This window comes from Streptococcus mitis (assembly GCF_003942995.1).
GTDB lineage: Bacteria > Bacillota > Bacilli > Lactobacillales > Streptococcaceae > Streptococcus > Streptococcus mitis_CV.
Genome location: NZ_RJOH01000010.1, coordinates 39,980 through 64,790, shown reverse-complemented (window position 1 = coordinate 64,790; position 24,811 = coordinate 39,980). Strand labels below are relative to the sequence as shown.

Genomic DNA, 24,811 nt, shown 5'->3' with positions numbered 1-24,811 from the left:
CCTATATTCCCATGTTGGGACTAATTATTGCATTTAAAGACTATTCACCAGCCAATGGGATATTTGCTAGTCAGTGGGTAGGATTTAAGTACTTTACTCAGTTTTTCTCATCATTCCAATTCGGGACAACTATGTTCAATACATTAAAAATTTCACTTTATAGTATTGTAGTAGGATTCCCCTTGCCTATTATACTAGCTATAATTAGTAATCAGTTAAGAGTTGGGAAATTTAGAAAAATATTTCAAGTGACAACTTACTTACCCCATTTTATCTCTACAATGGTTATGTGTGGGATGATTATCTTATTTTTATCTCCTACTAGTGGTTTGTTAGCGAATGTATTTAAGTCTGTTGGAATTACTATTCCAGATTTTTTATCAAAACCTAGTAATTTTGCAGGTGTTTATGTTTGGAGTGATGTATGGCAACATATTGGTTGGGATAGTATTATTTATCTAGCAGCGCTTTCTGCAATTGATCCTACATATTATGAGGCTGCAACTATGGATGGTGCCTCTAGATTACAAAAAATTAGGCATATAGAATTACCATTACTTTTGCCAACTGCTATGATTTTACTAATATTAAGAGCAGGTAGTTTATTAAGTGTAGGTTTTGAGAAAGTGTTACTACTACAGAATCCACTTAATTTAGCAGGAAGTGAGATAATTTCGACCTATGTTTATAAAGTTGGTATGGTGAACTTTCAGTATAGTTATTCGACAGCTATAGGGTTATTTAACACCGTAGTCAATCTAATAATTTTGTTATCTGTTAACTGGTTCTCGAAAAGATATACTAGAACGGGTCTTTTTTAAAGGAAGGAGTGCTCAAGGTGAAATGGTTTCATAAATCAAGAAAAACAAACTCTGAATTATTATTTGATATAGTTACCTATGGTTTAGCAATTTTCCTTATCCTGTTAATTGTTTATCCGTTATGGTTTGTAGTGATTGCATCTTTTAGTAATCCTTCAGATGTTGCAAATGGAAAGGTATGGTTTATTCCTAGAGAATGGAAATTAGATGGATATTTACGTCTTATTCAACAACCTTTATTTTTACGTAGCTATTTAAATACAATTTTATATACTGTTGTTGGGACCTTAGTTGCTTTAGTAGTCAATATTCCAGCTGGTTATGCTTTATCTAGAAAAGAATTAGTTGGTAGAAAGTGGATGAGTATTCTATACATAATCCCTATGTTTGTATCAGGTGGCTTGATTCCTACCTACTTAACAGTAAAGAATGTAGGCTTGATTGATACATTTTGGGTAATGGTAATACCTTTTGCAGTTTCATCATACAATATTATTGTTGCTAGAACTTTCTTTAATAATAGTATTCCAGACGGGATGTGGGAGGCTGCGCAAATTGATGGATGTGGTACAATTCGTTATTTTATTAATATAGTCGTTCCTTTATCAAAAGCTATTATAGCAGTTATTGGACTTTGGACTGCAGTTGGTATTTGGAATTCGTGGTTTAATGCTTTAATTTATTTAACGAATGAAAATTTACAACCATTGCAATTAATTTTACGACGTTTACTAATTAGTAATCAAATGTTACAATCGCAAGCAACAGGAGAAGTGGCATCAGATCTTCGTATCAAAGCCGATATGATGAAATATGCAGCAATTGTTATTTCAACCGCTCCGATAATGTTGCTATATCCCTTTGTTCAAAAATATTTTAATCAAGGCGTAATGATTGGCGCGTTGAAAGAATAGGAGAAAAACATGAAAAATAAATCATTTACATATTTGTTCTTAGGAACAGTTACACTTGCTGGCTTAACAGCCTGTGCAAATTCTAATAATACGAATAAGGATGATAAGTCTGGAGAAGATTCTTATAAAATCACAACTGTTCGTTGGTCTGACTGGGGGGAAGATTATCATAAAGGTTTTCTAACTGATTCTGCCAAAGAATCAGGTATCGATGTTAAATGGGATACACTTGTAGCTGCAGATTGGGCAGATAAGAAATCTGTGTTGGTTGCTAGTGGAGATTTACCAGATGCATTTTTAGGTTCAAATGCTTTTACAGATTCAGAAATTGCTCAGAACCAATCTTTATTTATTCCATTGGAAGATTTAATCAAAGAAAACATGCCAAATTTAACTAAGGCTATGGAGAAAGAACCTAAGATTAAAGCTATGATTACTTCACCAGATGGTCATATCTACAGTCTACCTAAAAAATTACCGATGCGTCCTACTGTAGCTAATCAGCTATTTATTAATAAAAAGTGGCTGGATAATTTAGGATTAAAGGTTCCAGAAACTTATGATGATTTAGTAAAAGTACTACAAGAATTTAAGGATAAAGATGCGAACGGAAATGGAGACGCTTCTGATGAAATTCCATTCGGAGCAGGAAACTTTGATCCAACATTCTCATATATTCTTCCGTTCAATAATCGTTTAGGGGCAGATAATACATATGAAATGTCTGTAAAAGATGGGAAACCAGTCTACCTTCGTACAGAGGAAAGTTATAAACAAGGGATTGCAGCAATGCACGAATCTTATAAAAAAGGTTTGATTGATCCGGAAATCTTTACAGAAGATACCTCTATGAGTGTAGCAAAACGTATGGATAAGGGAGTATCTAGAGTAGGTGTTTCTAGTGGTTGGACAGCAGATGCAACGTTTGGCTTACATTCAAGTGAATATATTGCTCTACCTGCTTTAAAAGGTATGGATGGTAAACAATATGTCTTTTCTGATCCAGATCATTACAACTATGGTCGAAATGAAATTTTGATTACAAATAAGAGCAAAAACCCTGCTAAATTATTGAAATGGTTGGATAAATTATATACAGATGAAGCAAGTATTCAGAATTTCTATGGATCATTTGGAATAGCTACTGAAAAGAATGGTGATAAGTTTAAAGTGTTACCTCCTAAAGATGGTAAATCAGCTGATGGATGGGCATGGATTAATTCACTTCGAGATTTTGGTCCTAAATACGTAAGCGATGATATCAATAGTCGCGTAGAAATCGATCAAACACAAGGTGATGGATTGAAATTGAAGATGGACCAAGATTTGAAACAATTTGCGTTGCCAGCTTACCCTAATGTGATTTATTCACAAGAAGAACTTAACAAATTATCATCAATCTATGTGAGTATTGAATCTTATGTCAAACAACAAGCATCTAAATGGGTAGTTGAAGGTGGCATAGAAAAAGAATGGGACTCATACAAAGAAACTCTTAAGAATATGGGATTGGACGAATTTATGAAGATTCAACAGGAAGCATATAATCGTTACCAAAAAGAAGTCAAAGAGTAATACTTTATATGAACTCTTGGTTGTATAAACAAGGGACTAGCTAATTACAGGAAGCGAGACTGATAACGTCAAATTATCTCGCTTCCTTTATTCTAATTTTTAAAGAAATTTGGAAATGTTTTTTAAATAATTTAGGTAATATTTTTGTGCAACTGACATTCTAAAATATAGAGTTAAGACGATTGATTTTATGGAGAATATATTATGCAAAAATTATTTTCATTAGATGGAAAAGTAGTTAGAATTTTAACTTTTTTGACAGATTTAATTATTTTAAATACTCTATTTATTGTGAGTTGTATTCCAATAGTTACAATTGGGGCATCACTAACTTCTCTTACGACAATGTGGTATCGTATTTTAAAAGGTAAAGATACCGATATTGCTTATCATTATTTTCGGATCTTTAGACAAAATTTTAAACAGTCAACTTTTATTTGGTTGTTTATCCTCCTAATAGAATTACTTTTATATGTGAACTATTGTCTTTGGGGCTATTCAAGTTTATTTTCAGAGTATAGTTTATTGTTAGTGTTGCCCTTTTTATTTGTTATAATACTTTTGATGAGTGTTATTTTTCCCTATATTGGTTTATTTAAAGATAATCTAAAAAATAGTATTGTAAATAGCGTATTAATTTGTATTTTAAATCCAATACAAGCTATCATGTTGGTTTTATTTAATATTTCTATACTGTATATGAGTTTTAGTAGTCCAGAACGAGTTTTAACAGCTATTTACGTATTTACATTTGGGGGATTTGCTTTTTGCGGATTGATGAATGTAACGATAACAAATAAAATGTTTGATAAGGTAAAGAAATTTACTAAAAGGAGGGAAACAAATTGAAAATTTTTAAGGGAGAGTTTTATCGAATCTCTGTATTAACAGACAAGTTAGTAAGGTTAGAATACTCTCAAACTGGAAGTTTTGAGGATAGAACGACACAACTTATCTATAATAGAGATTTTGGTCAAGTTTCGTTAGATTATATCGAGACATCAAACGTACTAGATATTATGACGGACTATTTTCATCTGCACTTTAATAAAGGAGAATTTAACGCCGAAAATTTATTTATAGAATTAAAAGGAAATTTTGCCGTATATGGTAGTCGCTGGTATTTTGGTGAATCTATTGAAACGTTAAAAGGAACAGCTCGGACTCTGGATGAGGCAGATGGAGCAATCCCATTAGAAGATGGAATTATTAGCCGAAATGGTATAGCCTTATTGGATGATTCTCAAGGATTTATTTGGGATGAGCAGTCTGGTTATATTGAGAGAGAAAATCAAATTGACCTGTATTTCTTTGCCTATGGGCATGATTATAGAGGAGCAATCAGAGACTTTTACCATTTGACTGGTTCAACACCCTTGTTGCCACGATATGCTTTAGGAAATTGGTGGAGTAGGTATTGGCCATATACGTCAGATGAATACTTGAATTTAATAGACAGATTTAAAACAGAGAAAATTCCATTATCTATCGGTGTGTTAGATATGGATTGGCATATAACTGAAATTCCAGCCCGTTTTGGAAGTGGGTGGACAGGATATAGTTGGAATAAAAACTTAATACCTAATCCAGAACAGTTATTGCAACAACTTCATGATAGAAAATTAAAACTCTCTTTAAATGTCCATCCTGCTGATGGTATACGGGCTTATGAAGAAGCTTATCCTCGCGTTGCCAAACGATTAGGGTTAAATGTAGAATTAGAAGAACCTGCTATTTTTGATTTTTTTAATCGCTCTTTTAGGGAAGCCTACTTTAAAGATGTTCATTATGAGCTAGAAAAGCAGGGAGTAGATTTTTGGTGGATTGACTGGCAACAGGGGACTCAAGGCATGTTGGATCCACTGTGGCTTTTAAACCATTATCATTATCAGGATAGTTGTAAAAATGCAGAAGGTGGTTTGATTTTATCAAGATATGCAGGGCCGGGTAGTCACCGATACCCTGTTGGTTTTTCAGGAGATACCATTATTAGTTGGAATTCCTTAAGATTTCAACCTTATTTTACAGCGACAGCATCTAATATCGGTTATAGTTGGTGGAGTCATGATATCGGTGGACACATGCTAGGGGATTATGACGAAGAGCTACAAACCAGATGGCTACAGTTTGGCGTTTTTAGTCCGATTACTCGCTTACATAGTTCTAGAAGTCCCTTTAATAGTAAAGAACCTTGGTTTTTTTCAGAAACAACATCTAAGATTATGAAGAAATACCTTCGTTTGAGACATCAGATGATTCCATATCTATATACTATGAATGTAAAGACACACGAGGAAGGTGCCCCATTAATCAGCCCAATGTATTATTTCTACCCAGAGAATGATGAGAGCTATAATGTCCCAAATCAATACTTTTTTGGAACAGAACTGATGGTGGCTCCCATTGTAGAAAAGATGGATTTGGCATTCCAATCTGCAAAAGTAGATGTATGGTTCCCTGAAGGTGAATGGTATGATTTCTTTTCAGAGAAAAAATACACAGGTGGTATGAAGTTGAGTGTTTATAGAGATATTTCGACTATACCTGTGTTTGCAAAAAGTGGTGCAATCATTCCCTTGGTTGGTTCTGAGATAGATATGGGTGTTGATTTACCTAAAGTTGTAGATTGGTATGTATTCCCAGGCAAACAACATTCTTTTGAAATGATTGAAGATCAAAATGGTCAAAGATATAAAACAAGATTATCAATCGACTGGGAAATGGGGATGGTAGAGTTAACATTACAAGGAGATTCTAGTATCGTTCCAAGCAATAGAAGGCATAGAATTCATTTTAAAGGAACGAATGTGTCTATGATTGAATTGCCAAATAAGAATGATACAGCTAGATTTGAATGTAAAGATAATAAAACGCTATCTCTAAATGATGAAATTTTTAGACTACTAAAGACGGCTTCTCTTCCATATGAATTAAAAGATAGATTATTAAATCAATTCATCAATGCCAAAAATTCTCATGAGTTAATGAATATCTTGCATCATCAGGATAAGGAATTGAGAGGGCGTTTGTTGGAAATGATATTTACTAGCGAAAACTAATTGAGACATTTCGTACACAATTTCTATTCTTTAATTACTAATTACTAATTATTATTTTTTAATGTGTAATAGTTTTACATCTCTATGCTTATTGGCTTGTATTGTAGTAATTACAAGTTTGGCATAGGGATGTTTTTTGTTTACTGAAGAGGAAAGGATATGATAAGTATGTTTCAAAGTTTAAAACATTTTTAAACTAAACAAGAGCAAATTTTTAAAGGTAATTTTTCAAAGTAACTTCCACTTGCCTGACCGAAGTGAAAGTTAGTCTGAAATGGATTTTTATGGTGGAATTAAGTATGAGACGTGTGATTTTTTCAGAAAATTTTCTAAAATAAACAGGATTTGTTTGACATTTGTTTGAAAATTCTGTAAAATGAATTATTATATCGTTAAAGGAGAATATATATGGAAAAACAGAAAACATTTTTTGGACATCCTATGGGCTTGTCCACCCTCTTCTTTACAGAGATGTGGGAACGCTTTTCTTACTATGGGATGCGAGCTATCCTACTTTACTATATGTACTATAGTGTGCAAGATGGTGGGTTGGGGATGGATAAGACCACGGCTGCATCGGTTATGGCGATTTATGGCTCGCTGGTATTTTTGTCCTCGGTTGTCGGTGGTTTTGTCAGTGACCGTATTTTAGGAAGTCGTAAGACTGTCTTTTACGGTGGTATTTTGATTATGCTAGGGCATATTGCTTTGGCAACACCTTTTGGACAAGTGGCTCTCTATCTTTCTATTGCCTTGATTATCTTTGGTACTGGATTTTTAAAACCCAATATCTCAGATATGGTTGGGGGAATTTATGAGAAAGAGGATGATAGACGGGATGCAGGTTTTAGTATCTTTGTCTTTGGTATTAACTTAGGTGCCTTCGTTGCCCCTTATCTAGTGGGTTATCTAGGTCAGGAAGTCAATTTCCATCTAGGTTTCTCATTAGCTGCCATTGGGATGTTCTTTGGTCTGGTGAAGTACGTTTTAGATGGGAAGAAATACCTGCCTGAATCAAGTCTTTACCCCACTGATCCACTTTCACAGAAGGACCAGCAGACCTTGATTAAACGCTTGCTGATTACACTTGTCATGGTTATTCTTGTGGTTATAGGTTTAGTCTTTACTAACCAGTTTAACGTGGATATGATTGTTAATATCTTTACAGTGATTGCGGTAATCATTCCAATCTACTATTTCTTCAAAATTTTATCTAGTCAGAAAATAACTGCTACTGAGAGATCCCGAGTCTTTGCCTACATTCCTTTATTTATCGCTGGAGTACTCTTCTGGTCTATTGAGGAACAGGGTTCTGTTGTTCTCGCTCTATTTGCGGATGATCAAACTCAACTTTACTTTAATGTATTTGGGAATCAGATTCATTTTCCATCTAGCTTTTTCCAAAGTATCAATCCCCTTTTCATTATGATTTATGTGCCGATTTTTGCGTGGTTGTGGGGGAAAATGGGTAAAAAGCAACCATCCTCTGCTAAGAAATTTGCTTACGGTTTATTTGCTGCAGGTTTATCCTTCTTGTGGATGATGTTACCAGGGATGCTCTTTGGGACAGATGTTAAGGTCAGCCCTCTCTGGTTGATTATGAGTTGGGCTATTGTGATTGTAGGGGAAATGCTGATTTCGCCGATTGGTCTATCAGTCACTACTAAGTTAGCACCAAAATCCTTCCAAGCACAAATGATGTCTATCTGGTTCTTGAGTAATGCAGCTGCCCAAGCTATCAATGCTCAAATTGTAAAATTTTATACAAGCGAAACTGAAGTTGCTTACTATGGAATTGTTGGAGGAATTACGATTGTATTCAGTATTATCTTACTCTTCTACGTTCCGCGTATTGAAAAACTAATGTCTGGTATCAAATAGAGAAAAACTGGAATTTCTGTAGGGATTTTAAAAGTTAGATCAATTATTTATTCAAAGGATTTAGTTCTGTATTGTATAGGGCTAGGTCCTTTTAGTTTGATTAATACTCTTCGAAAATCAAATTCAAACCGCGTCAACGTCGCCTTGCCGTACTCAAGTACAGCCTGCGGCTAGTTTCCTAGTTTGCTCTTTGATTTTCATTGAGTATAAAACTCACGATGTTTCTGTTTTTCCTAGTGGACATTTGTCTACTTTTTTTATATAATAAAACTAAACCAAATTGGTTGAGTTGTAAAAGTGACTCAACTAAAGATTAGCTTTTCTAAGGAAAATCATTTAAGATAAGGTTCTATAATAGGAGGTGAAGTATGTATCAGCCAGAAAAATTAAAGGCTCGGAGGAAAGAGTTAAAACTGACACAGAAGGAAATTGCAGAGCAACTTGGGATTAGTTTCCAGGCTTACTCGGCTTGGGAACGTGGAGTCAAGGAACCGTCCAAGGAGAAGGTAGCTCAGCTAGAGAATATTTTAAAAGTACCAAAAGGATATTTTACTCAGATCGAGATTGTCCGTCTCTACCATAGCCTCTCCAAGCAAGGGCAGGAGAAGGTTGTTCTCTATGCTCGCAACCTATCTCAAGAGGAGCAAGCCCAGAAAGTGACAGCTATGCCAGAGCGCCTCTACGAGTACCGTGTTTATGAACGCATGTCAGCAGGGATTGGGGCTTCAGTCTACGATGATCAGAATTTTGATACGGTTTACTTTAATGAGGAGTTGGCTCATGATTTTGCGTCATGGGTGTCTGGGGACTCCATGGAACCTAAATACCAAAATGGTTCAGTAGCTCTGATTCGAGAGACAGGATTTGACTATGACGGGGCGGTTTATGCAGTGGTTTGCAACAACCAGACCTATATCAAACGGGTCTATCGAGAGGAGAATGGATTGCGTCTGGTCTCTATCAATCCTAAATACAAGGATATTTTCATCTCCTATGAGGAAGATCCTCGGATTGTGGGGATTATCGTTGGGAACTTTGTGCCGATGGAGGGCTAGCCAATGGGCTACTTTGATTATTCCAGAGAGCCCAAAAGTGACATTGCCTTTGTCGATATGAAATCCTTTTATGCCAGTGTCGAGTGTGTGAAAAGGGGCTTGCATCCGCTGAAGACTTCGCTTTGTGTCATGAGTCGCGCGGATAATTCAACTGGTCTTATCCTAGCCTCCTCTCCCCTGTTTAAGAAGATTTTTGGCAAGTCAAATGTTGGTCGGGCCTATGATCTGCCCTTTGATATCAAGACCCGTAAATTTTCCTACTATAATGCTAGAAAGCAAGGGCTACCTACCGACTCAGACTATGTTCGCTACATCGAAGATTGGGCTCAAGTGACCTTGATTGTGCCACCCAGGATGGATGAGTACATCGCAGTCAATATGGAAATCCAGCGAATCTTTCAAAACTATGGCAGTCCAGATGATATTTATCCTTACTCTATCGATGAGGGCTTTATTGACCTGACTAGTTCGCTCAACTATTTCATCCCAGACAAGAGTCTCTCTCGCAAAGACAAGCTGGATATGCTTTCTGCTCGTATTCAGAGGGATATTTGGAGGCAGACAGGAATCTACTCTACAGTAGGTATGTCCAATGCCAATCCCTTACTGGCCAAGTTGGCTCTGGATAATGAGGCTAAGCACACTCCGACCATGAGGGCTAACTGGTCTTACCAGGATGTGGAAGAGAAGGTCTGGTCCATTCCTAAGATGACGGATTTTTGGGGGATTGGCAGGCGGATGGAGAAACGCTTGCATGCTCTGGGGATTTTTTCCATCAAGGAATTGGCAACCAGCAATCCCGACCAGCTAAAGAAAGTTCTGGGTCAGGCTGGTCTTCGTTTGTGGTTTCATGCTAACGGAATTGATGAGAGCAATGTTCATAAGCCCTATAAAGCCAAATCCAAGGGCCTGGGAAATTCTCAAATCTTGCCGAGAGACTACGTGAAGCTACGGGATATTGAAATTATTCTCCGGGAAATGGCGGAGCAGGTGGCTATTAGATTGAGAAGGTCTGGCAAGAAAACAACCCTTGTCTCTATCTATGTCGGTTTCTCTAAACAGGAGGTCAGGTCGTCTATTCACACACAAATGAAGGTCGAACCGACCAATAATACAGCTGTCTTAACGGATTATGTTTTGAAGTTATTTCAGAACAAATATACTTCTGGAGCGGTTAGAAGTATTGGAGTTAACTATTCAGGATTTGTAGACGAGTCCTTTGGTTTGCTATCTCTCTTTGATGATGTTGATAAGTTAGAAAAAGAAGAAAGGCTCCAGACGGCCATTGACTCCATTAGGGAACAATTTGGTTTCACTTCTCTCTTAAAGGCCAATGCACTGGAAGAAGCCTCTAGGAGTCTTGCCAGAAGCAAGCTGATTGGGGGACATTCTGCTGGAGGATTAGATGGATTAAAATGATTGATCGTTCTTATTTACCTTTTCAATCTGCGCGAGATTATCAAGATCCAGGTATGCAGAAGTGGATGGGATTTTACCTCTCAGAACACACCAGTTCGCTCAGTGAAGAAAAAAAACGTGTTGATTTTTCGACGGATTTGACTCCAGATGAGAAGTTGCACTTGCTTTCTCAGCTTTATGTTGGCCAACTTAAGGGAAGTTTTGTGGTAAAGGAAAAGAAGCAGAAAATCACCATCATCGGTGAGGTGAGAGAGTTATCACATCAGACTCTATCTATTAGAACAAACGAGGGATATAGGTTGATAGAGGTTGCAGATGTCCTCGAAATTCGACTGTGGGAGGAGGTAGTTTATGACTAGAAAAGAGCTGTATGAAAACAAACTGCAGATGGATTATTTTTCAGATAACTATATTCATTTTGAAGAGGATTTTCAAAAATACTCTGCCATGAACGTACCCTTGACTTTCTTGATTGATGACATTCTACGAACCATGGCGATGAATCAGAAAAACTACTTTGTCTTAAACAAGGAAAATGCCAAGGATGGGCGGGAGCATAGCTTTTATTTTAGGGTGGTAACGGAAAAAGAGTGTCCTAGAAATAGGACCTATACATATTCAGGAGTCAAGAATAGCAGTCAGTAGTGCCTTGTCTGCTATGAATGTATCATTTTTACAACACTTCATGGTTCATATCATGGGGTGTTTTCCTATTCAAGTCAAAGCCCATCAAAAAATCCCACTATTCTTAGGCTAAAGGAGAACTAATAATAGTGAGATTGTGAAATTATAGTAGGTTTTGTATCGCCTCTTCAATTTGTTTTGGGTCTGTTTTTGAAGAGAAGCGTTCAAAGACCTGACCATCACGACCGATAAGAAACTTAGCGAAATTCCATTCGACTCGTTTTCCCAGTGGGCCAGATTTTTGTTCTTTCAACCAAACATAGAGAGGATCTGCTTCCTTACCGTTGACCTTTATCTTGGCAAAACGTGGGAAGGTGGTCTGATAATGTAGGCTACAGAAGGTGTTGATTTCCTCTGCGCTGCCTGGTGCTTGTCCCATAAACTGATTGCAAGGGAAGTCTAAAATCTCAAAACCTTGTTCTTGATAGCGATCATAGAGTTCTTGAAGTCCTTGGTACTGGGGCGTTAAACCGCATCCAGTAGCAGTGTTGACAACCAAGAGAACCTTACCACGATAGGTCTCTAGTGGAGTTTCTTGATGGTCTTGGTTCAAGACTGAAAAATCGTATAGTGAGATCATTGCTTGCTTTTCTCCTTCTGTTTGGTATTTTTAGGAGTTTTTTCCTCCTGTAGTGATAGAAATCCGTAGGTCAGGGTTCCAAAAATGCTACCGATAATCAGGCTGTACATTAGGAAAGGACCACTTTTATCAAATTGCATGAGCAACTTCCCAAAATCTGAAAAGGACATCTGCTGAACGAAGACTTTATGAAAGATGAGTAGGGTAAAGAAGCCAATCTGAATGCCAATAAACACAACCCAGCTTCGGAATTTGATTTGGGCTTTGCTGTAGGTTTTGAGGATGATTTCTGACTTGTCATCTTTTTCCAGATGGAGTTCTTTGACGACTCTTTGAGTTTTTAAAGTAATGAAAAAGATGAGTCCAGAGTAAACATAAGGCATAGCATAGCGAACCACTTCTATGAAGCGTCCAAATAACAGATAAAACAAGAAGAGAAAGAAGGAAGAATAAACGATTTGGACCATGGAACGGGCGCAAGCCTTGTAGATAATCTCTTGTCGACATTCATCAAAAGGGCCCTGAATGTGAAAGAGATTTCGAAGTAGGCGAGTGGTGAAGTCTTCTTTTTTCATGTTAGTAACCTCCTAAATGAGTGGTTTTTGATTGACTTCTTTAACGAGTTGATAGAAAGTATAGAAGTAAATCAAGCTAAAAATGATACAGGTTGTTAGAAATACTAGGTATCTCCAATCTGCAGGACTCCTTAAAAGTTGTGGGAAGGATACGAGAATAAAACAGAGAGATACGTTTAGAAGGCGTATTTTTTTGGATTGGATTTTCTGAAGTATTTGTCCCTTGTTCAGCAAAGGAAGAAATAAAAGGAAAATGATCAAGAAAGGACGCGTAATATGTCCAGAAAACAGGACGAAGGTAATAAAGATGCTGACAAAAATATGACTGAATAGTAAAGTTACTAGTGATTTCATAAGGTACCTCCTAATCCTCATCTTGATCTTTCTTAGTTTTTGCAATGCGACGGGAGATGAGAAACTGTATGCTCGCTCCGAAGAAAATAGAACCGAGAATGCTTGATACACCATTTCTTATAGTGAGAAGAGAATGAAAATAGTCCTGACCTTCACCTATGAGTATACTTAGAAGAGGAGTTATAAAAAACATCCATAGACCAAAGAACAAACCTGCTTTAAGACCTGGGGAGTGTAGTTGCTTACTTTCTTTCTCATTCAGCATATCCGGATCAATAGCTGTAATCCCTGTTTTTTTCATTTGGTAGGTGACATAGCCAGCAGCGATGAGGGCAATCACTAAAATCAGAGGAGGATAGACCAGAGCCACTAGCTGAGGATATTTATAGGCCAGAAGGAGTGGAATAAGATTTCCGAAAATCATCAGATAAAAAAGGAAGATAAAGACTTGGTTACCTATACGGTCTGCCTCGCGTCGTTTGTATTCGTCAAGTGGATCAGAAATACCGTATGTGCGCTTGATCAGTTTTTCAGTGAAGGTTTCTTTTTTCATGTGTTGGCTCCTTTTTAAAAATCATCCTCCCAAAAGAGACTGTTGAGGTCAGTTTGGAGGCTGCGGGCGAGATTGAGACAGAGTTCCAGAGTTGGGTTGTACTTGTCGTTCTCAATCATGTTGATGGTCTGTCTCGAGACACCGATATCTTTGGCGAGCTCGAGCTGGGAAATGCCCAGTTCCTTGCGAAATTCTTTCACACGATTCATCTGTTCTCCTTTCTGATTTGTGTCGCATATATTTGACTATATTATATTCTTCTACGGAGTGGATGTCAAGCATATTTGACATATTTCTTAAAGAAATCTTACTTACATTTGACCTATTTGTCTGACTAGTGCAAGCTGGTCGGATTTGTGGTAAAATAGATAAGATATGACAAAAGAATTTCATCATGTAACGGTCTTACTCCACGAAACGATTGATATGCTCGACGTAAAGCCTGACGGCATCTACGTTGATGCGACTTTGGGTGGAGCGGGCCATAGCGAATATTTATTAAGTAAATTAAGTGAAAAAGGCCATCTCTATGCCTTTGATCAGGATCAGAATGCCATTGACAACGCACAAAAACGCTTGGCTCCTTACATTGAAAAGGGAATGGTGACTTTTATAAAGGATAACTTCCGTCATTTACAGGCACGTTTGCGCGAAGCTGGTGTTCAGGAAATTGATGGAATTTGTTATGACTTGGGAGTGTCTAGTCCTCAGCTGGATCAGCGTGAGCGTGGTTTTTCTTATAAAAAGGATGCGCCACTGGACATGCGAATGAATCAGGATGCTAGTCTGACAGCCTATGAAGTGGTGAACCACTATGACTATCATGATTTGGTCCGAATTTTCTTCAAGTATGGCGAGGATAAATTCTCTAAACAGATTGCGCGTAAGATTGAGCAAGCTCGTGAAGTCAAGCCAATCGAGACTACGACTGAGTTGGCTGAGATTATCAAGTCGGCTAAACCTGCCAAGGAACTCAAGAAGAAGGGCCATCCTGCCAAGCAGATTTTCCAGGCTATTCGGATTGAAGTCAATGATGAACTGGGAGCTGCAGATGAATCTATCCAGCAGGCTATGGATATGTTGGCTCTAGATGGTAGAATCTCAGTGATTACCTTCCATTCACTAGAAGACCGCTTGACCAAGCAATTGTTCAAGGAAGCTTCAACGGTTGAAGTTCCAAAAGGCTTGCCTTTCATCCCAGATGATCTCAAGCCCAAGATGGAATTGGTATCCCGTAAGCCCATCTTGCCAAGTGCAGAAGAGTTAGAAGCAAACAACCGCTCGCATTCAGCTAAGTTGCGCGTGGCCAGAAAAATTCACAAGTAAGAGGAAAAAATGGTAGATAAGAAAGAAACAACCAGTCAATTCTTGCAGAATCGTATAAAAAAATTCTCACGTGTGGAGAAGGCTTTTTATCTTTCCATCGCTTTTACGGCTCTCGTTTTAGCAGTGAGCATTATCTTTATGCAGACACGACTCTTGCAAGTGCAAAGTGATTTAACAAAAATCAATGCTCAGATAGAAGAAAAGAAGACAGAACTCGATGATGCTAAGCAGGAAGTGAATGAATTGATTCGTTCCGAGCGCTTGAAAGAAATTGCAGATAAAAAAGATTTGAAATTGAATAATGAAAATATCCGAACAGCGGAGTAAGATATGAAATGGACAGAAAAAATAACCCGATTTGCGATAAAAAATCGTAAGTCTCCAGCAAAAAACCGTAGGATAGTTGGCAAGTACCTCAGCTTTTTAGCTGTTGCCCTTTTCGGCCTCTTTTTGGCCAATTTTGCTTATATTATCGCAAAAGGTAATATATTTGGTACTGACTTGGTAAAAGAGGCTAGAAAAGTTCACCAAACAACTCGAACAGTACCTGCCAAACGCGGGACTATCTATGACCGAAATGGAGTGCCTATCGCTGAAGATGCGACCTCTTATAACGTCTATGCTGTTATTGATAAAAAATACAAGTCAGCAACGGGTAAAATTCTTTATGTAGAGGATTCGCAGTTTAATAAGGTAGCTGAAATCTTCCATAAGTATTTGGGTATGGATGAAGCTTATGTGAAAGAGCAACTGTCTCAACCAAATCTGACTCAAGTTTCCTTTGGAGCAAAAGGAAATGGGATTACCTATGCCAATATGATGGCTATTAAAAAAGATTTGAAAGATGCTAGTGTGGAAGGAATTGACTTTACAACTAGCCCTAACAGAAGCTACCCAAATGGACAATTTGCTTCTAGTTTTATTGGGTTAGCCCAACTTCATGAAAATGAGGATGGCAGTAAGAGTTTGTTAGGAACTTCTGGTCTGGAGAGTTCTTTAAATACCATTCTTGCTGGGACAGATGGTATTATTACCTATGAAAAAGACCGTGTAGGAAATATCGTACCAGGTACAGAACTGGTATCGCAACAAACTGTGGATGGCAAGGATGTTTATACAACATTGTCTAGTCCGCTACAATCTTTCATGGAAACTCAGATGGATGCCTTTCTAGAAAAAGTAAAAGGTAAGTACATGACCGCGACCTTGGTCAGTGCAAAGACCGGTGAAATCCTCGCTACCACCCAACGACCTACCTTTAATGCAGATACTAAAGAAGGAATCACTGAGGACTTTGTTTGGCGTGATATTCTTTATCAAAGTAACTATGAACCAGGATCAGCCATGAAGGTTATGACGTTAGCTTCTTCTATTGATAATAATACCTTCCCAAGTGGAGAATACTTCAATAGCAGTGAATTAAAAATAGCGGATGTGACGATTCGAGATTGGGATGTTAATGATGGTTTGACTACTGGTGGGATGATGACTTTCTTACAAGGTTTCGCTCACTCCAGTAATGTTGGAATGAGTCTACTTGAACAAAAAATGGGAGATACTACTTGGTTGGATTATCTAAACCGCTTTAAATTTGGGGTGCCGACGCGTTTTGGTCTGACTGATGAGTATACAGGTCAATTGCCTGCAGATAATATTGTCAATATTGCCATGAGTGCATTTGGTCAGGGGATTTCTGTAACGCAGACTCAGATGCTACGTGCTTTTACAGCCATTGCCAATGATGGCGTCATGCTAGAGCCTAAATTTATTACGGCCTTGTATGATCCAAATGATCAAACCGTTCGTAAATCTCAAAAAGAAATTGTAGGAAATCCCGTTTCGAAAGATGCAGCTAGCCAAACTCGTACTCACATGGTCTTGGTAGGAACGGATCCTACATATGGAACTATGTACAATCATAGTACAGGAAAAGCAACTGTCAATGTTCCAGGTCAAAATGTAGCCCTCAAGTCTGGTACAGCCCAAATCGCTGACGAGAAAAATGGAGGCTACTTGGTTGGTTCTACCAACTACATTTTCTCGGTTGTGGCTATGAACCCTGCTGAAAATCCTGATTTTATCTTGTATGTAACGGTTCAACAACCTGAACATTATTCAGGTATCCAGTTGGGAGAATTTGCCAACCCAATCTTGGAGCGGGCTTCAGCTATGAAAGAATCTCTCAATCTTCAATCTCCAGCCAAGAATTTAGATAAAGTTACGACAGAATCTTCTTATGCAATGCCTAGCATCAAGGATATTTCACCTGGTGAGTTGGCGGAAGCCTTACGCCGAAATATTGTGCAACCAATCGTTGTAGGTACTGGAACAAAGATTAAAGAGACTTCTGTAGAAGAAGGGACTAATCTTGCACCAAACCAACAAGTTCTCCTTTTATCGGATAAGGTAGAAGAAATTCCAGACATGTATGGCTGGAAAAAAGAGACTGCCGAGACCTTTGCTAAATGGTTGGATATTGAACTGGAATTTGAAGGTTCAGGTTCCGTCGTTCAGAAGCAAGATGTTCGGACTAATACAGCTATCAAAAACATTAAAAAAATTAAATTAACTTTAGGAGACTAATATGTTTATTTCTATTAGTGCTGGAATTGTGACATTTTTACTAACTTTAGTAGGAATTCCGGCCTTTATCCAATTTTATAGAAAGGCGCAAATTACAGGCCAGCAGATGCATGAGGATGTCAAACAGCACCAGGCAAAAGCTGGGACTCCTACAATGGGAGGTTTGGTTTTCTTAATTGCTTCTGTTTTAGTTGCCTTCTTTATTGCCTTATTTAGTAACCAACTCAGCAATAATGTCGGTATGATTTTATTTATCTTGGTTCTTTATGGTTTAATCGGTTTTTTAGATGACTTCCTCAAGGTCTTCCGTAAAATCAATGAGGGCCTTAATCCCAAACAGAAATTGGCTCTTCAGCTTTTAGGTGGCGTCATTTTCTACCTTTTTTATGAGCGCGGTGGCGATATGCTTTCAGTCTTTGGCTACCAAGTTCATCTAGGGATTTTCTATATTATCTTCGCTCTTTTCTGGCTAGTCGGTTTTTCAAATGCAGTGAACTTGACAGACGGTATTGACGGTTTAGCGAGTATTTCCGTTGTGATTAGTTTGTCTGCCTATGGAGTTATTGCCTATGTGCAAGGTCAGATGGATATTCTTCTAGTGATTCTTGCCATGATTGGTGGTTTGCTCGGCTTCTTCGTCTTTAACCATAAGCCTGCCAAGGTCTTTATGGGGGATGTGGGAAGTTTGGCCCTAGGTGGAATGTTGGCAGCTATCTCTATGGCCCTCCACCAAGAATGGACTCTCTTGATTATCGGAATTGTTTATGTCTTTGAAACAAGTTCAGTTATGATGCAAGTCAGTTATTTTAAACTGACAGGTGGTAAACGTATTTTCCGTATGACGCCTGTGCATCACCATTTTGAACTTGGAGGATTGTCTGGTAAGGGAAATCCTTGGAGCGAGTGGAAGGTCGACTTCTTCTTCTGGGGAGTGGGGCTTCTAGCAAGTCTCTTAACGTTAGCAATTTTATATTTGATGTAAGAATGGCACCCTGATGTTTCAGGGTGTTTTTGCTTTTTAAAAAATATTGGTCAATTAAAGTCAAAATACTTGACCTTTTCTGACCAATGTAGTATATTATGAACGTAAGGTAAATGAAAGCCTTACTAGAACACTTATTTAAAGTAAAATAGAAAGAGGTGGGGTCTATGTTTAATCTACAAATCTTCAGAAGTAAAGATAGTCTACTCCTGCTTGAAAAAGAAAAACCAGAAATAGTACGTAGAGTAGCGATTTAGCTAGTCTAAATTTTTTAAAACAAAGGTCAAAGATAGTCAATATCAGTAATAATAAATAACAAAAAGAGGTAAAGAATATGAACAACAACTTTAATAATTTTAACAACATGGATGATTTATTTAACCAATTGATGGGTGGTATGCGAGGATACAGTTCTGAAAATCGCCGTTACTTGATTAATGGACGCGAAGTCACACCTGAGGAATTTGCTCACTATCGTGCAACTGGTCAATTACCAGGAAATGCAGAAGCTGATGGACAAATGCCACAACATACGTCAGGTATGAAACAAGATGGTGTCCTTGCAAAACTAGGTCGAAACTTGACAGCAGAAGCGCGTGAGGGCAAACTGGATCCTGTTATCGGACGAAACAAGGAAATTCAAGAAACATCTGAAATCCTTTCACGCCGTACCAAGAACAATCCTGTTTTAGTCGGAGACGCAGGTGTTGGTAAGACAGCAGTTGTCGAAGGCTTGGCGCAAGCCATTGTGAACGGTCATGTTCCAGCTGCTATTAAGAATAAGGAAATTATTTCCATTGATATCTCAGGTCTTGAGGCTGGGACTCAATACCGCGGTAGTTTTGAAGAAAACGTTCAAAACTTAGTCAATGAAGTGAAAGAAGCAGGGAATATTATCCTCTTCTTTGATGAAATTCACCAAATTCTCGGCGCTGGTAGCACTGGTGGAGACAGTGGTTCTAAGGGGCTTGCGGATATTCTCAAGCCAGCCCTCTCTCGTGGAGAATTGACAGTGATTGGCGCAACTACTCAAGATGAATACCGTAATACTATCTTGAAAAATGCAGCCCTTGCTCGTCGTTTCAACGAAGTCAAGGTCAATGCTCCTTCAGCAGAGGATACTTTTAAAATCCTTCAAGGAATTCGTGATCTCTATCAACAACACCACAATGTTATTTTGCCAGATGAAGTCTTAAAAGCAGCAGTGGATTATTCTGTTCAGTATATTCCTCAACGTAGTTTGCCAGATAAGGCTATCGACCTTGTCGATGTTACGGCGGCTCACTTGGCAGCTCAGCATCCAGTAACAGATGTTCATGCTGTTGAACGTGAAATTGAGGCAGAAAAAGACAAGCAAGAAAAAGCAGTTGAGGCAGAAGATTTTGAAGCAGCTCTAAACTATAAAACACGCATCGCAGAATTGGAAAAGAAAATCGAAAACCACACAGAAGATATGAAAGTGACTGCAAGTGTCAACGATGTGGCTGAGTCTGTAGAACGAATGACCGGTATTCCAGTATCACAAATGGGAGCATCAGACATCGAACGTCTGAAAGATATGGCTCATCGCTTGCAAGATAAGGTAATCGGTCAAGATAAGGCCGTTGAAGCAGTAGCAAAAGCTATCCGTCGTAACCGTGCTGGTTTTGATGAAGGTAACCGTCCAATCGGTAGCTTCCTCTTTGTAGGTCCTACTGGTGTTGGTAAGACAGAGCTTGCTAAGCAATTGGCGCTTGATATGTTTGGAACCAAGGATGCGATCATCCGTTTGGATATGTCTGAATACAGTGACCGCACAGCCGTTTCTAAGCTAATCGGTACAACAGCTGGTTATGTGGGTTATGATGACAATAGCAATACCTTAACAGAACGTGTTCGTCGCAATCCATACTCTATCATTCTCTTGGATGAAATTGAAAAGGCTGACCCTCAAGTCATTACCCTTCTCCTCCAAGTTCTAGATGATGGTCGTTTGACAGATGGTCAAGGAAATACAGTAAACTTCAAGAACACTGTCATTATTGCGACCTCAAATGCTGGATTTGGCTATGAAGCCAACTTGACAGAAGATGCGGACAAGCCAGAATTGATGGACCGTTTGAAACCATTCTTCCGTCCAGAATTCCTCAACCGCTTTAACGCAGTCATTGAGTTCTCACACTTGACTAAGGAAGACCTTTCTAAGATTGTGGACCTTATGTTGGTTGAAGTTAACAAGACGCTTTCTAAGAAAGACATTGACTTGGCAGTGAGCGAAGCTGCTAAAGAATACATGACTGAGGAAGGCTACGATGAAGTCATGGGTGTCCGTCCACTCCGTCGTGTGGTTGAACAACAAATCCGTGACAAAGTCACAGACTTCCACTTGGATAACCTTGATGCTAAACACCTAGAAGCTGACATGGAAGATGGTGTTTTGGTCATTCGTGAAAAAGCCTAAATCAAGATTTTGAAAATAAAAAAGAAGGAACCAGCTGAAAAAAACTGGTTCCTTTTTTTGTGTTTAGATGACATGGCGTTCAAAGGCATCATCTGAAATCCCTTGTTCTAGGATGAGTTTTGCCCATTCTTTAGCAGAAAAGAGGCTGTGATCCTTGTAGTTGCCGCAAGATTCGATGGTTGTTCCAGGGACATCTTCCCAAGTAGTAGTCTCAGCGATTTCCTTGAGCGAATCCTTGATAACAGCCGCGATTTCAGCACTGGTGTGACGGCCCCACATAATCATGTGGAAGCCTGTGCGGCAACCAAATGGTGAACAGTCAATCATGCCGTCAATGCGGGTACGGATGAGTTTAGCCAAGAGGTGTTCGATGGTGTGAAGTCCAGCGGTAGGGATCGAGTCTTCATTTGGTTGTACCAAGCGAATATCATAATTGGAGATGATGTCTCCCTTTGGCCCTGTTTCTTCCCCAATCAAGCGGACATAAGGTGCTTTAACAATAGTGTGGTCAAGTTCAAAACTTTCAACAATAACTTCTTTTGACATGGTAAATCCTTTCAGTTTTCTTCTTTCATTATAACATAAAGCCGGCTCTTGAGGCAGAGAGAAAACCTCTCCGAGGTTGGAGAGGTTGAAATCTTTATTTACGATACAAGCGGTCGTATTGGTAGTAAGGGTCAAAGGTTACATTGATACCCAGTTTACGAAGGACATTCTTGTCTTCATCGGTTAAGATGATGGTTGAGTGGGCTTCGCTTCCTTTGAGGTTGCCAAGTTCTTCCATAGCACGAGCAGCATCAGGATTTTCTGTAGCTGTGATAGCAAGTGCAATCAAAATTTCATTTGAATGTAGGCGTGGATTACGGCTACCGAGATGATCGATTTTAAGACCTTGGATTGGCTTAACAACTTCAGGCTCGATTAGTTTTACTTCCTTGGCAATGTTAGCTGATTTCTTGATGGCGTTGATAAGAGCAGCGGCTGTAGGACCAAAGAGTTCTGAGTTCTTACCAGTGACAATTTCCCCATTTGGCAATTCAAGGGCTAGAGCTGGTCCGCCAGTTTCTTCTGCTTTTTGGCGTGCAGCAACAGCAACCTTACGGTCTGCAGGTGTGATACCGAGGTCGTTCATAAGCAACTCGATTTTCTTGACAGCAGCTTCGCCAACTTTTTCGGCTTTAAAATCAAGAACAGTTTGATAGTAACGGCGGATGATTTCTTGTTTAGAAGCTTCGATAGCAGCCTCATCATCTGTAATAGCGAAACCAACCATGTTGACACCCATGTCTGTTGGTGAAGCGTATGGAGATTCACCAAGGATACGTTCCAACATACGTTTGAGCACTGGGAAGATTTCGATATCACGGTTGTAGTTGACAGTGGTTTCTCCATAGGTTTGAAGATGGAAAGGATCAATCATGTTGACATCATCAAGGTCAGCTGTAGCAGCTTCATAAGCCAAGTTGACTGGATGATGAAGGGGAAGATTCCAAACTGGGAAGGTTTCAAATTTAGCGTAGCCAGACTTGATGCCATTGATTTGGTCGTGGTACATATTGGACATACACGTTGCCAATTTTCCAGAACCAGGTCCAGGAGCGGTTACGACAATCAAGTTACGACTGGTTTTGATGTAGTCATTTTTCCCCATTCCTTCGGGTGAAATGATGTGATCCATATCCGTCGGATATCCTTTGATTGGATAATGAAGATAAGAATCAATTCCGTTTTTATCAAGTTGGTTGCGGAAGGCATCTGCAGCTGGTTGACCAGCGTACTGTGTGATGACAACGGAGCCAACAAAAATTCCCAATTCATTGAATTTGTCAATCAAACGAAGAACTTCTTGGTCATAAGAAATGCCCAAGTCACCACGTGCCTTGGAATGTTCGATGTTGCTAGCATTAATAGCAATCACAACCTCAACCTGCTCTTTCAATTCTTGCAAGAGCTTGATTTTGTTGTCAGGCTCATAACCAGGAAGGACACGAGCAGCGTGGAAATCTTCTAACATTTTACCGCCAAACTCTAAGTAGAGCTTGCCGTCAAATTGATTAATGCGCTCCAAGATATGGTCGCGTTGAAGATTCAAATATTGTTCAGAACTAAAAGCTTGTTTTTTCATTTTTTTACCTCTGACCTCTATTATAATAAAAAATTGGCAGTTAGGAAACTATGGAGTTAAAAAAGGAATCAAAAAGATTAGGCAAACGCTTGCATAAAATTTTAAAAAGCGCTATCATAGACTACAGATTATTAAAATAATGAGGTAAGAAGATGCAAGAAAAATGGTGGCACAATGCCGTAGTCTATCAAGTTTATCCTAAGAGCTTTATGGATAGCAACGGAGATGGAATTGGCGATTTGCCAGGAATTACCAGTAAGTTAGACTATCTAGCCAAGTTAGGAATTACAGCGATTTGGCTTTCTCCTGTTTATGACAGCCCGATGGATGATAATGGCTACGATATTGCTGATTATCAAGCGATTGCGGCTATTTTTGGGACCATGGAGGATATGGACCAACTGATCGCGGAAGCTAAGAAGCGTGATATCCGTATTATCATGGACTTGGTGGTCAATCATACCTCGGATGAACATGCCTGGTTTGTAGAGGCCTGTGAAAATCCTGACAGCCCTGAGCGAGACTACTATATCTGGCGGAATGAGCCTAACGACCTAGATTCTATCTTTAGCGGATCTGCTTGGGAATACGATGAAAAGTCAGGTCAATACTATCTTCACTTTTTCAGTAAGAAACAGCCGGATCTCAACTGGGAAAATGAAAAACTTCGCCAGAAAATTTATGAGATGATGAACTTCTGGATTGATAAAGGCATTGGTGGTTTCCGCATGGATGTCATTGACATGATTGGGAAAATTCCTGACGAGAAGGTAGTCAATAATGGTCCTATGCTTCACCCCTATCTCAAGGAAATGAATCAGGCGACCTTTGGAGATAAGGATCTCTTGACAGTAGGGGAGACTTGGGGAGCAACGCCCGAGATTGCCAAGTTCTACTCAGATCCAAAGGGGCAAGAATTGTCTATGGTCTTCCATTTTGAACATATCGGTCTTCAGTATCAGGAAGGTCAGCCTAAATGGCACTATCAAAAAGAACTGAATATTGCTAAGTTAAAAGAGATTTTCAACAAATGGCAGACAGAGTTAGGAGTTGAGGACGGTTGGAATTCGCTCTTCTGGAACAATCATGACCTTCCTCGTATCGTATCAATCTGGGGAAATGACCAAGAATACCGCGAAAAATCTGCCAAAGCCTTTGTAATCTTACTTCACCTCATGAAAGGAACACCTTATATCTACCAAGGTGAGGAAATTGGGATGACAAATTATCCGTTTGAAACGCTGGATCAAGTAGAAGATATTGAATCCCTCAACTATGCGCGTGAAGCTCTTGAAAAAGGTGTTCCGATGGAAGAAATCATGGACAGTATCCGTGTCATTGGTCGTGACAATGCCCGTACCCCTATGCAATGGGACGAGAGCAAAAATGCTGGTTTCTCAACAGGTCAACCTTGGTTGGCAGTGAATCCAAACTATCAAGCAATCAACGTTCAAGTGGCGCTGGCAAATCCAGATTCTATTTTCTATACCTATCAGAAACTGGTCCAAATACGTAAGGAGAATAGCTGGCTGATTCGAGCTAACTTTGAACTCTTGGAAACAACTGACAAGGTCTTTGCCTATATCCGTAAAGATGGGGACCGTCGTTTTCTAGTTGTGGCTAACTTGTCCAATGAAGAGCAAGACTTGACCGTAGAAGGAAACGTCAAATCGGTCTTGATTGAAAACACCGTGGCTCAGGAAGTCTTTGAAAAACAAATCTTAGCTCCATGGGATGCTTTCTGTGTGGAAATGACTGACTAAAAAGTGAGAACCTCAAGCTTATAGAGTTTGAGGTTTTGCTAAAAGTTTTTTAGAGAATTCTTTTAAATAGATTTTTTAGAATTTTCTAAAAAATCTGTCAAAAGCTCTTGCTTTTATAATAA

The 24,811-nt window shown here is 38.9% G+C and carries 23 protein-coding genes; 16 read left to right on the top strand and 7 right to left on the bottom strand.

From position 1 onward, the window contains the following. From D8836_RS07230 to D8836_RS07185, 10 genes are all read left to right on the top strand, one after another. The coding region (locus tag D8836_RS07230) for an ABC transporter permease (RefSeq protein WP_142999076.1) at positions 1-821 on the top strand (821 nt) is incomplete at its 5' end. Between the two features lie 17 nt (positions 822-838). Further along, positions 839-1,735, top strand: coding sequence for a carbohydrate ABC transporter permease (locus tag D8836_RS07225; RefSeq protein ID WP_125393565.1), 897 nt, complete (start codon positions 839-841; stop codon positions 1,733-1,735). A gap of 9 nt (positions 1,736-1,744) precedes the next feature. After that, positions 1,745-3,310 carry a type 2 periplasmic-binding domain-containing protein gene (locus D8836_RS07220; RefSeq protein ID WP_125393564.1) on the top strand — a complete coding sequence of 522 codons (1,566 nt, stop codon included), beginning with the start codon at positions 1,745-1,747 and terminating at the stop codon, positions 3,308-3,310. 204 nt (positions 3,311-3,514) lie between these two features. Next, positions 3,515-4,159: a DUF624 domain-containing protein gene (locus tag D8836_RS07215; RefSeq protein ID WP_125393563.1), complete on the top strand. Its 645-nt coding sequence runs from the start codon at positions 3,515-3,517 to the stop codon at positions 4,157-4,159. Further along, positions 4,156-6,369, top strand: a complete 2,214-nt coding sequence (locus D8836_RS07210) for a glycoside hydrolase family 31 protein (RefSeq protein ID WP_125393562.1) — start codon at positions 4,156-4,158, stop codon at positions 6,367-6,369. The genes D8836_RS07215 and D8836_RS07210 overlap by 4 nt, the downstream gene beginning before the upstream one ends. Before the next feature lie 408 nt (positions 6,370-6,777). After that, on the top strand, positions 6,778-8,250 hold the full coding sequence (locus tag D8836_RS07205; protein WP_185761613.1) for a peptide MFS transporter: 1,473 nt from the start codon (positions 6,778-6,780) through the stop codon (positions 8,248-8,250). A gap of 368 nt (positions 8,251-8,618) precedes the next feature. Next, complete coding sequence (locus tag D8836_RS07200) at positions 8,619-9,305, top strand: XRE family transcriptional regulator (protein WP_125393561.1); 687 nt, start codon at positions 8,619-8,621, stop codon at positions 9,303-9,305. 3 nt (positions 9,306-9,308) lie between these two features. Continuing rightward, positions 9,309-10,724 carry a Y-family DNA polymerase gene (locus tag D8836_RS07195; RefSeq protein WP_125393560.1) on the top strand — a complete coding sequence of 472 codons (1,416 nt, stop codon included), beginning with the start codon at positions 9,309-9,311 and terminating at the stop codon, positions 10,722-10,724. After that, positions 10,721-11,083 carry a hypothetical protein gene (locus D8836_RS07190; RefSeq protein ID WP_125393559.1) on the top strand — a complete coding sequence of 121 codons (363 nt, stop codon included), beginning with the start codon at positions 10,721-10,723 and terminating at the stop codon, positions 11,081-11,083. The genes D8836_RS07195 and D8836_RS07190 overlap by 4 nt, the downstream gene beginning before the upstream one ends. Further along, entirely contained in the window at positions 11,076-11,369 is a 294-nt protein-coding gene (locus D8836_RS07185; protein ID WP_125393558.1) for a DUF5960 family protein, read from the top strand. Before D8836_RS07190 ends, D8836_RS07185 begins: the two co-directional genes overlap by 8 nt. Positions 11,370-11,511: 142 nt before the next feature. Here the strand turns inward: D8836_RS07185 and D8836_RS07180 are convergent, their stop codons facing one another. The 5 genes from D8836_RS07180 to D8836_RS07160 are packed head-to-tail and all read right to left on the bottom strand — an operon-like array spanning position 11,512 to position 13,679. After that, a complete protein-coding gene (locus D8836_RS07180; protein WP_125393557.1) occupies positions 11,512-11,988 on the bottom strand; it encodes a glutathione peroxidase in 477 nt (158 codons plus the stop codon). Further along, on the bottom strand, positions 11,985-12,563 hold the full coding sequence (locus D8836_RS07175) for a DUF3278 domain-containing protein (RefSeq protein ID WP_125393556.1): 579 nt from the start codon (positions 12,561-12,563) through the stop codon (positions 11,985-11,987). Before D8836_RS07175 ends, D8836_RS07180 begins: the two co-directional genes overlap by 4 nt. A 12-nt stretch (positions 12,564-12,575) precedes the next feature. Further along, positions 12,576-12,917: a hypothetical protein gene (locus tag D8836_RS11400; protein WP_260468271.1), complete on the bottom strand. Its 342-nt coding sequence runs from the start codon at positions 12,915-12,917 to the stop codon at positions 12,576-12,578. Between the two features lie 10 nt (positions 12,918-12,927). After that, a complete protein-coding gene (locus tag D8836_RS07165) occupies positions 12,928-13,470 on the bottom strand; it encodes a DUF3278 domain-containing protein (protein WP_125393554.1) in 543 nt (180 codons plus the stop codon). Between the two features lie 14 nt (positions 13,471-13,484). Further along, positions 13,485-13,679, bottom strand: coding sequence for a helix-turn-helix transcriptional regulator (locus D8836_RS07160; RefSeq protein WP_001082470.1), 195 nt, complete (start codon positions 13,677-13,679; stop codon positions 13,485-13,487). 166 nt (positions 13,680-13,845) lie between these two features. On the opposite strand from D8836_RS07160, the gene rsmH reads away from it, so the two are divergent. The 5 genes from rsmH to D8836_RS07135 all read left to right on the top strand — a co-directional run bounded on the left by rsmH (position 13,846) and on the right by D8836_RS07135 (position 20,801). Further along, entirely contained in the window at positions 13,846-14,796 is a 951-nt protein-coding gene (gene rsmH / locus D8836_RS07155) for a 16S rRNA (cytosine(1402)-N(4))-methyltransferase RsmH (RefSeq protein ID WP_000159400.1), read from the top strand. Between the two features lie 9 nt (positions 14,797-14,805). Then, positions 14,806-15,123: a cell division protein FtsL gene (gene ftsL / locus D8836_RS07150; protein ID WP_000227824.1), complete on the top strand. Its 318-nt coding sequence runs from the start codon at positions 14,806-14,808 to the stop codon at positions 15,121-15,123. Between the two features lie 3 nt (positions 15,124-15,126). Beyond that, positions 15,127-17,379 carry a penicillin-binding protein PBP2X gene (gene pbp2x / locus D8836_RS07145; protein WP_125393553.1) on the top strand — a complete coding sequence of 751 codons (2,253 nt, stop codon included), beginning with the start codon at positions 15,127-15,129 and terminating at the stop codon, positions 17,377-17,379. A gap of 1 nt (position 17,380) precedes the next feature. Then, entirely contained in the window at positions 17,381-18,361 is a 981-nt protein-coding gene (mraY, locus tag D8836_RS07140; RefSeq protein ID WP_125393552.1) for a phospho-N-acetylmuramoyl-pentapeptide-transferase, read from the top strand. A 334-nt stretch (positions 18,362-18,695) separates the two neighbouring features. Further along, complete coding sequence (locus tag D8836_RS07135; protein ID WP_125393551.1) at positions 18,696-20,801, top strand: ATP-dependent Clp protease ATP-binding subunit; 2,106 nt, start codon at positions 18,696-18,698, stop codon at positions 20,799-20,801. 63 nt (positions 20,802-20,864) lie between these two features. On the opposite strand, the gene D8836_RS07130 is transcribed toward D8836_RS07135, so the two are convergent. Together D8836_RS07130 and D8836_RS07125 are read right to left on the bottom strand one after the other, a co-directional pair. Continuing rightward, positions 20,865-21,347 (bottom strand): S-ribosylhomocysteine lyase, encoded by a 483-nt coding sequence (locus tag D8836_RS07130; RefSeq protein WP_000032547.1) that lies wholly within the window; start codon positions 21,345-21,347, stop codon positions 20,865-20,867. Positions 21,348-21,441: 94 nt separating this feature from the next. Next, complete coding sequence (locus tag D8836_RS07125) at positions 21,442-22,926, bottom strand: DUF1846 domain-containing protein (RefSeq protein WP_000743580.1); 1,485 nt, start codon at positions 22,924-22,926, stop codon at positions 21,442-21,444. Positions 22,927-23,078: 152 nt separating this feature from the next. Between D8836_RS07125 and D8836_RS07120 the strand changes: the two genes are divergently transcribed. Beyond that, positions 23,079-24,689 carry a glycoside hydrolase family 13 protein gene (locus D8836_RS07120; protein ID WP_084925897.1) on the top strand — a complete coding sequence of 537 codons (1,611 nt, stop codon included), beginning with the start codon at positions 23,079-23,081 and terminating at the stop codon, positions 24,687-24,689. Positions 24,690-24,811: the final 122 nt, after the last annotated feature.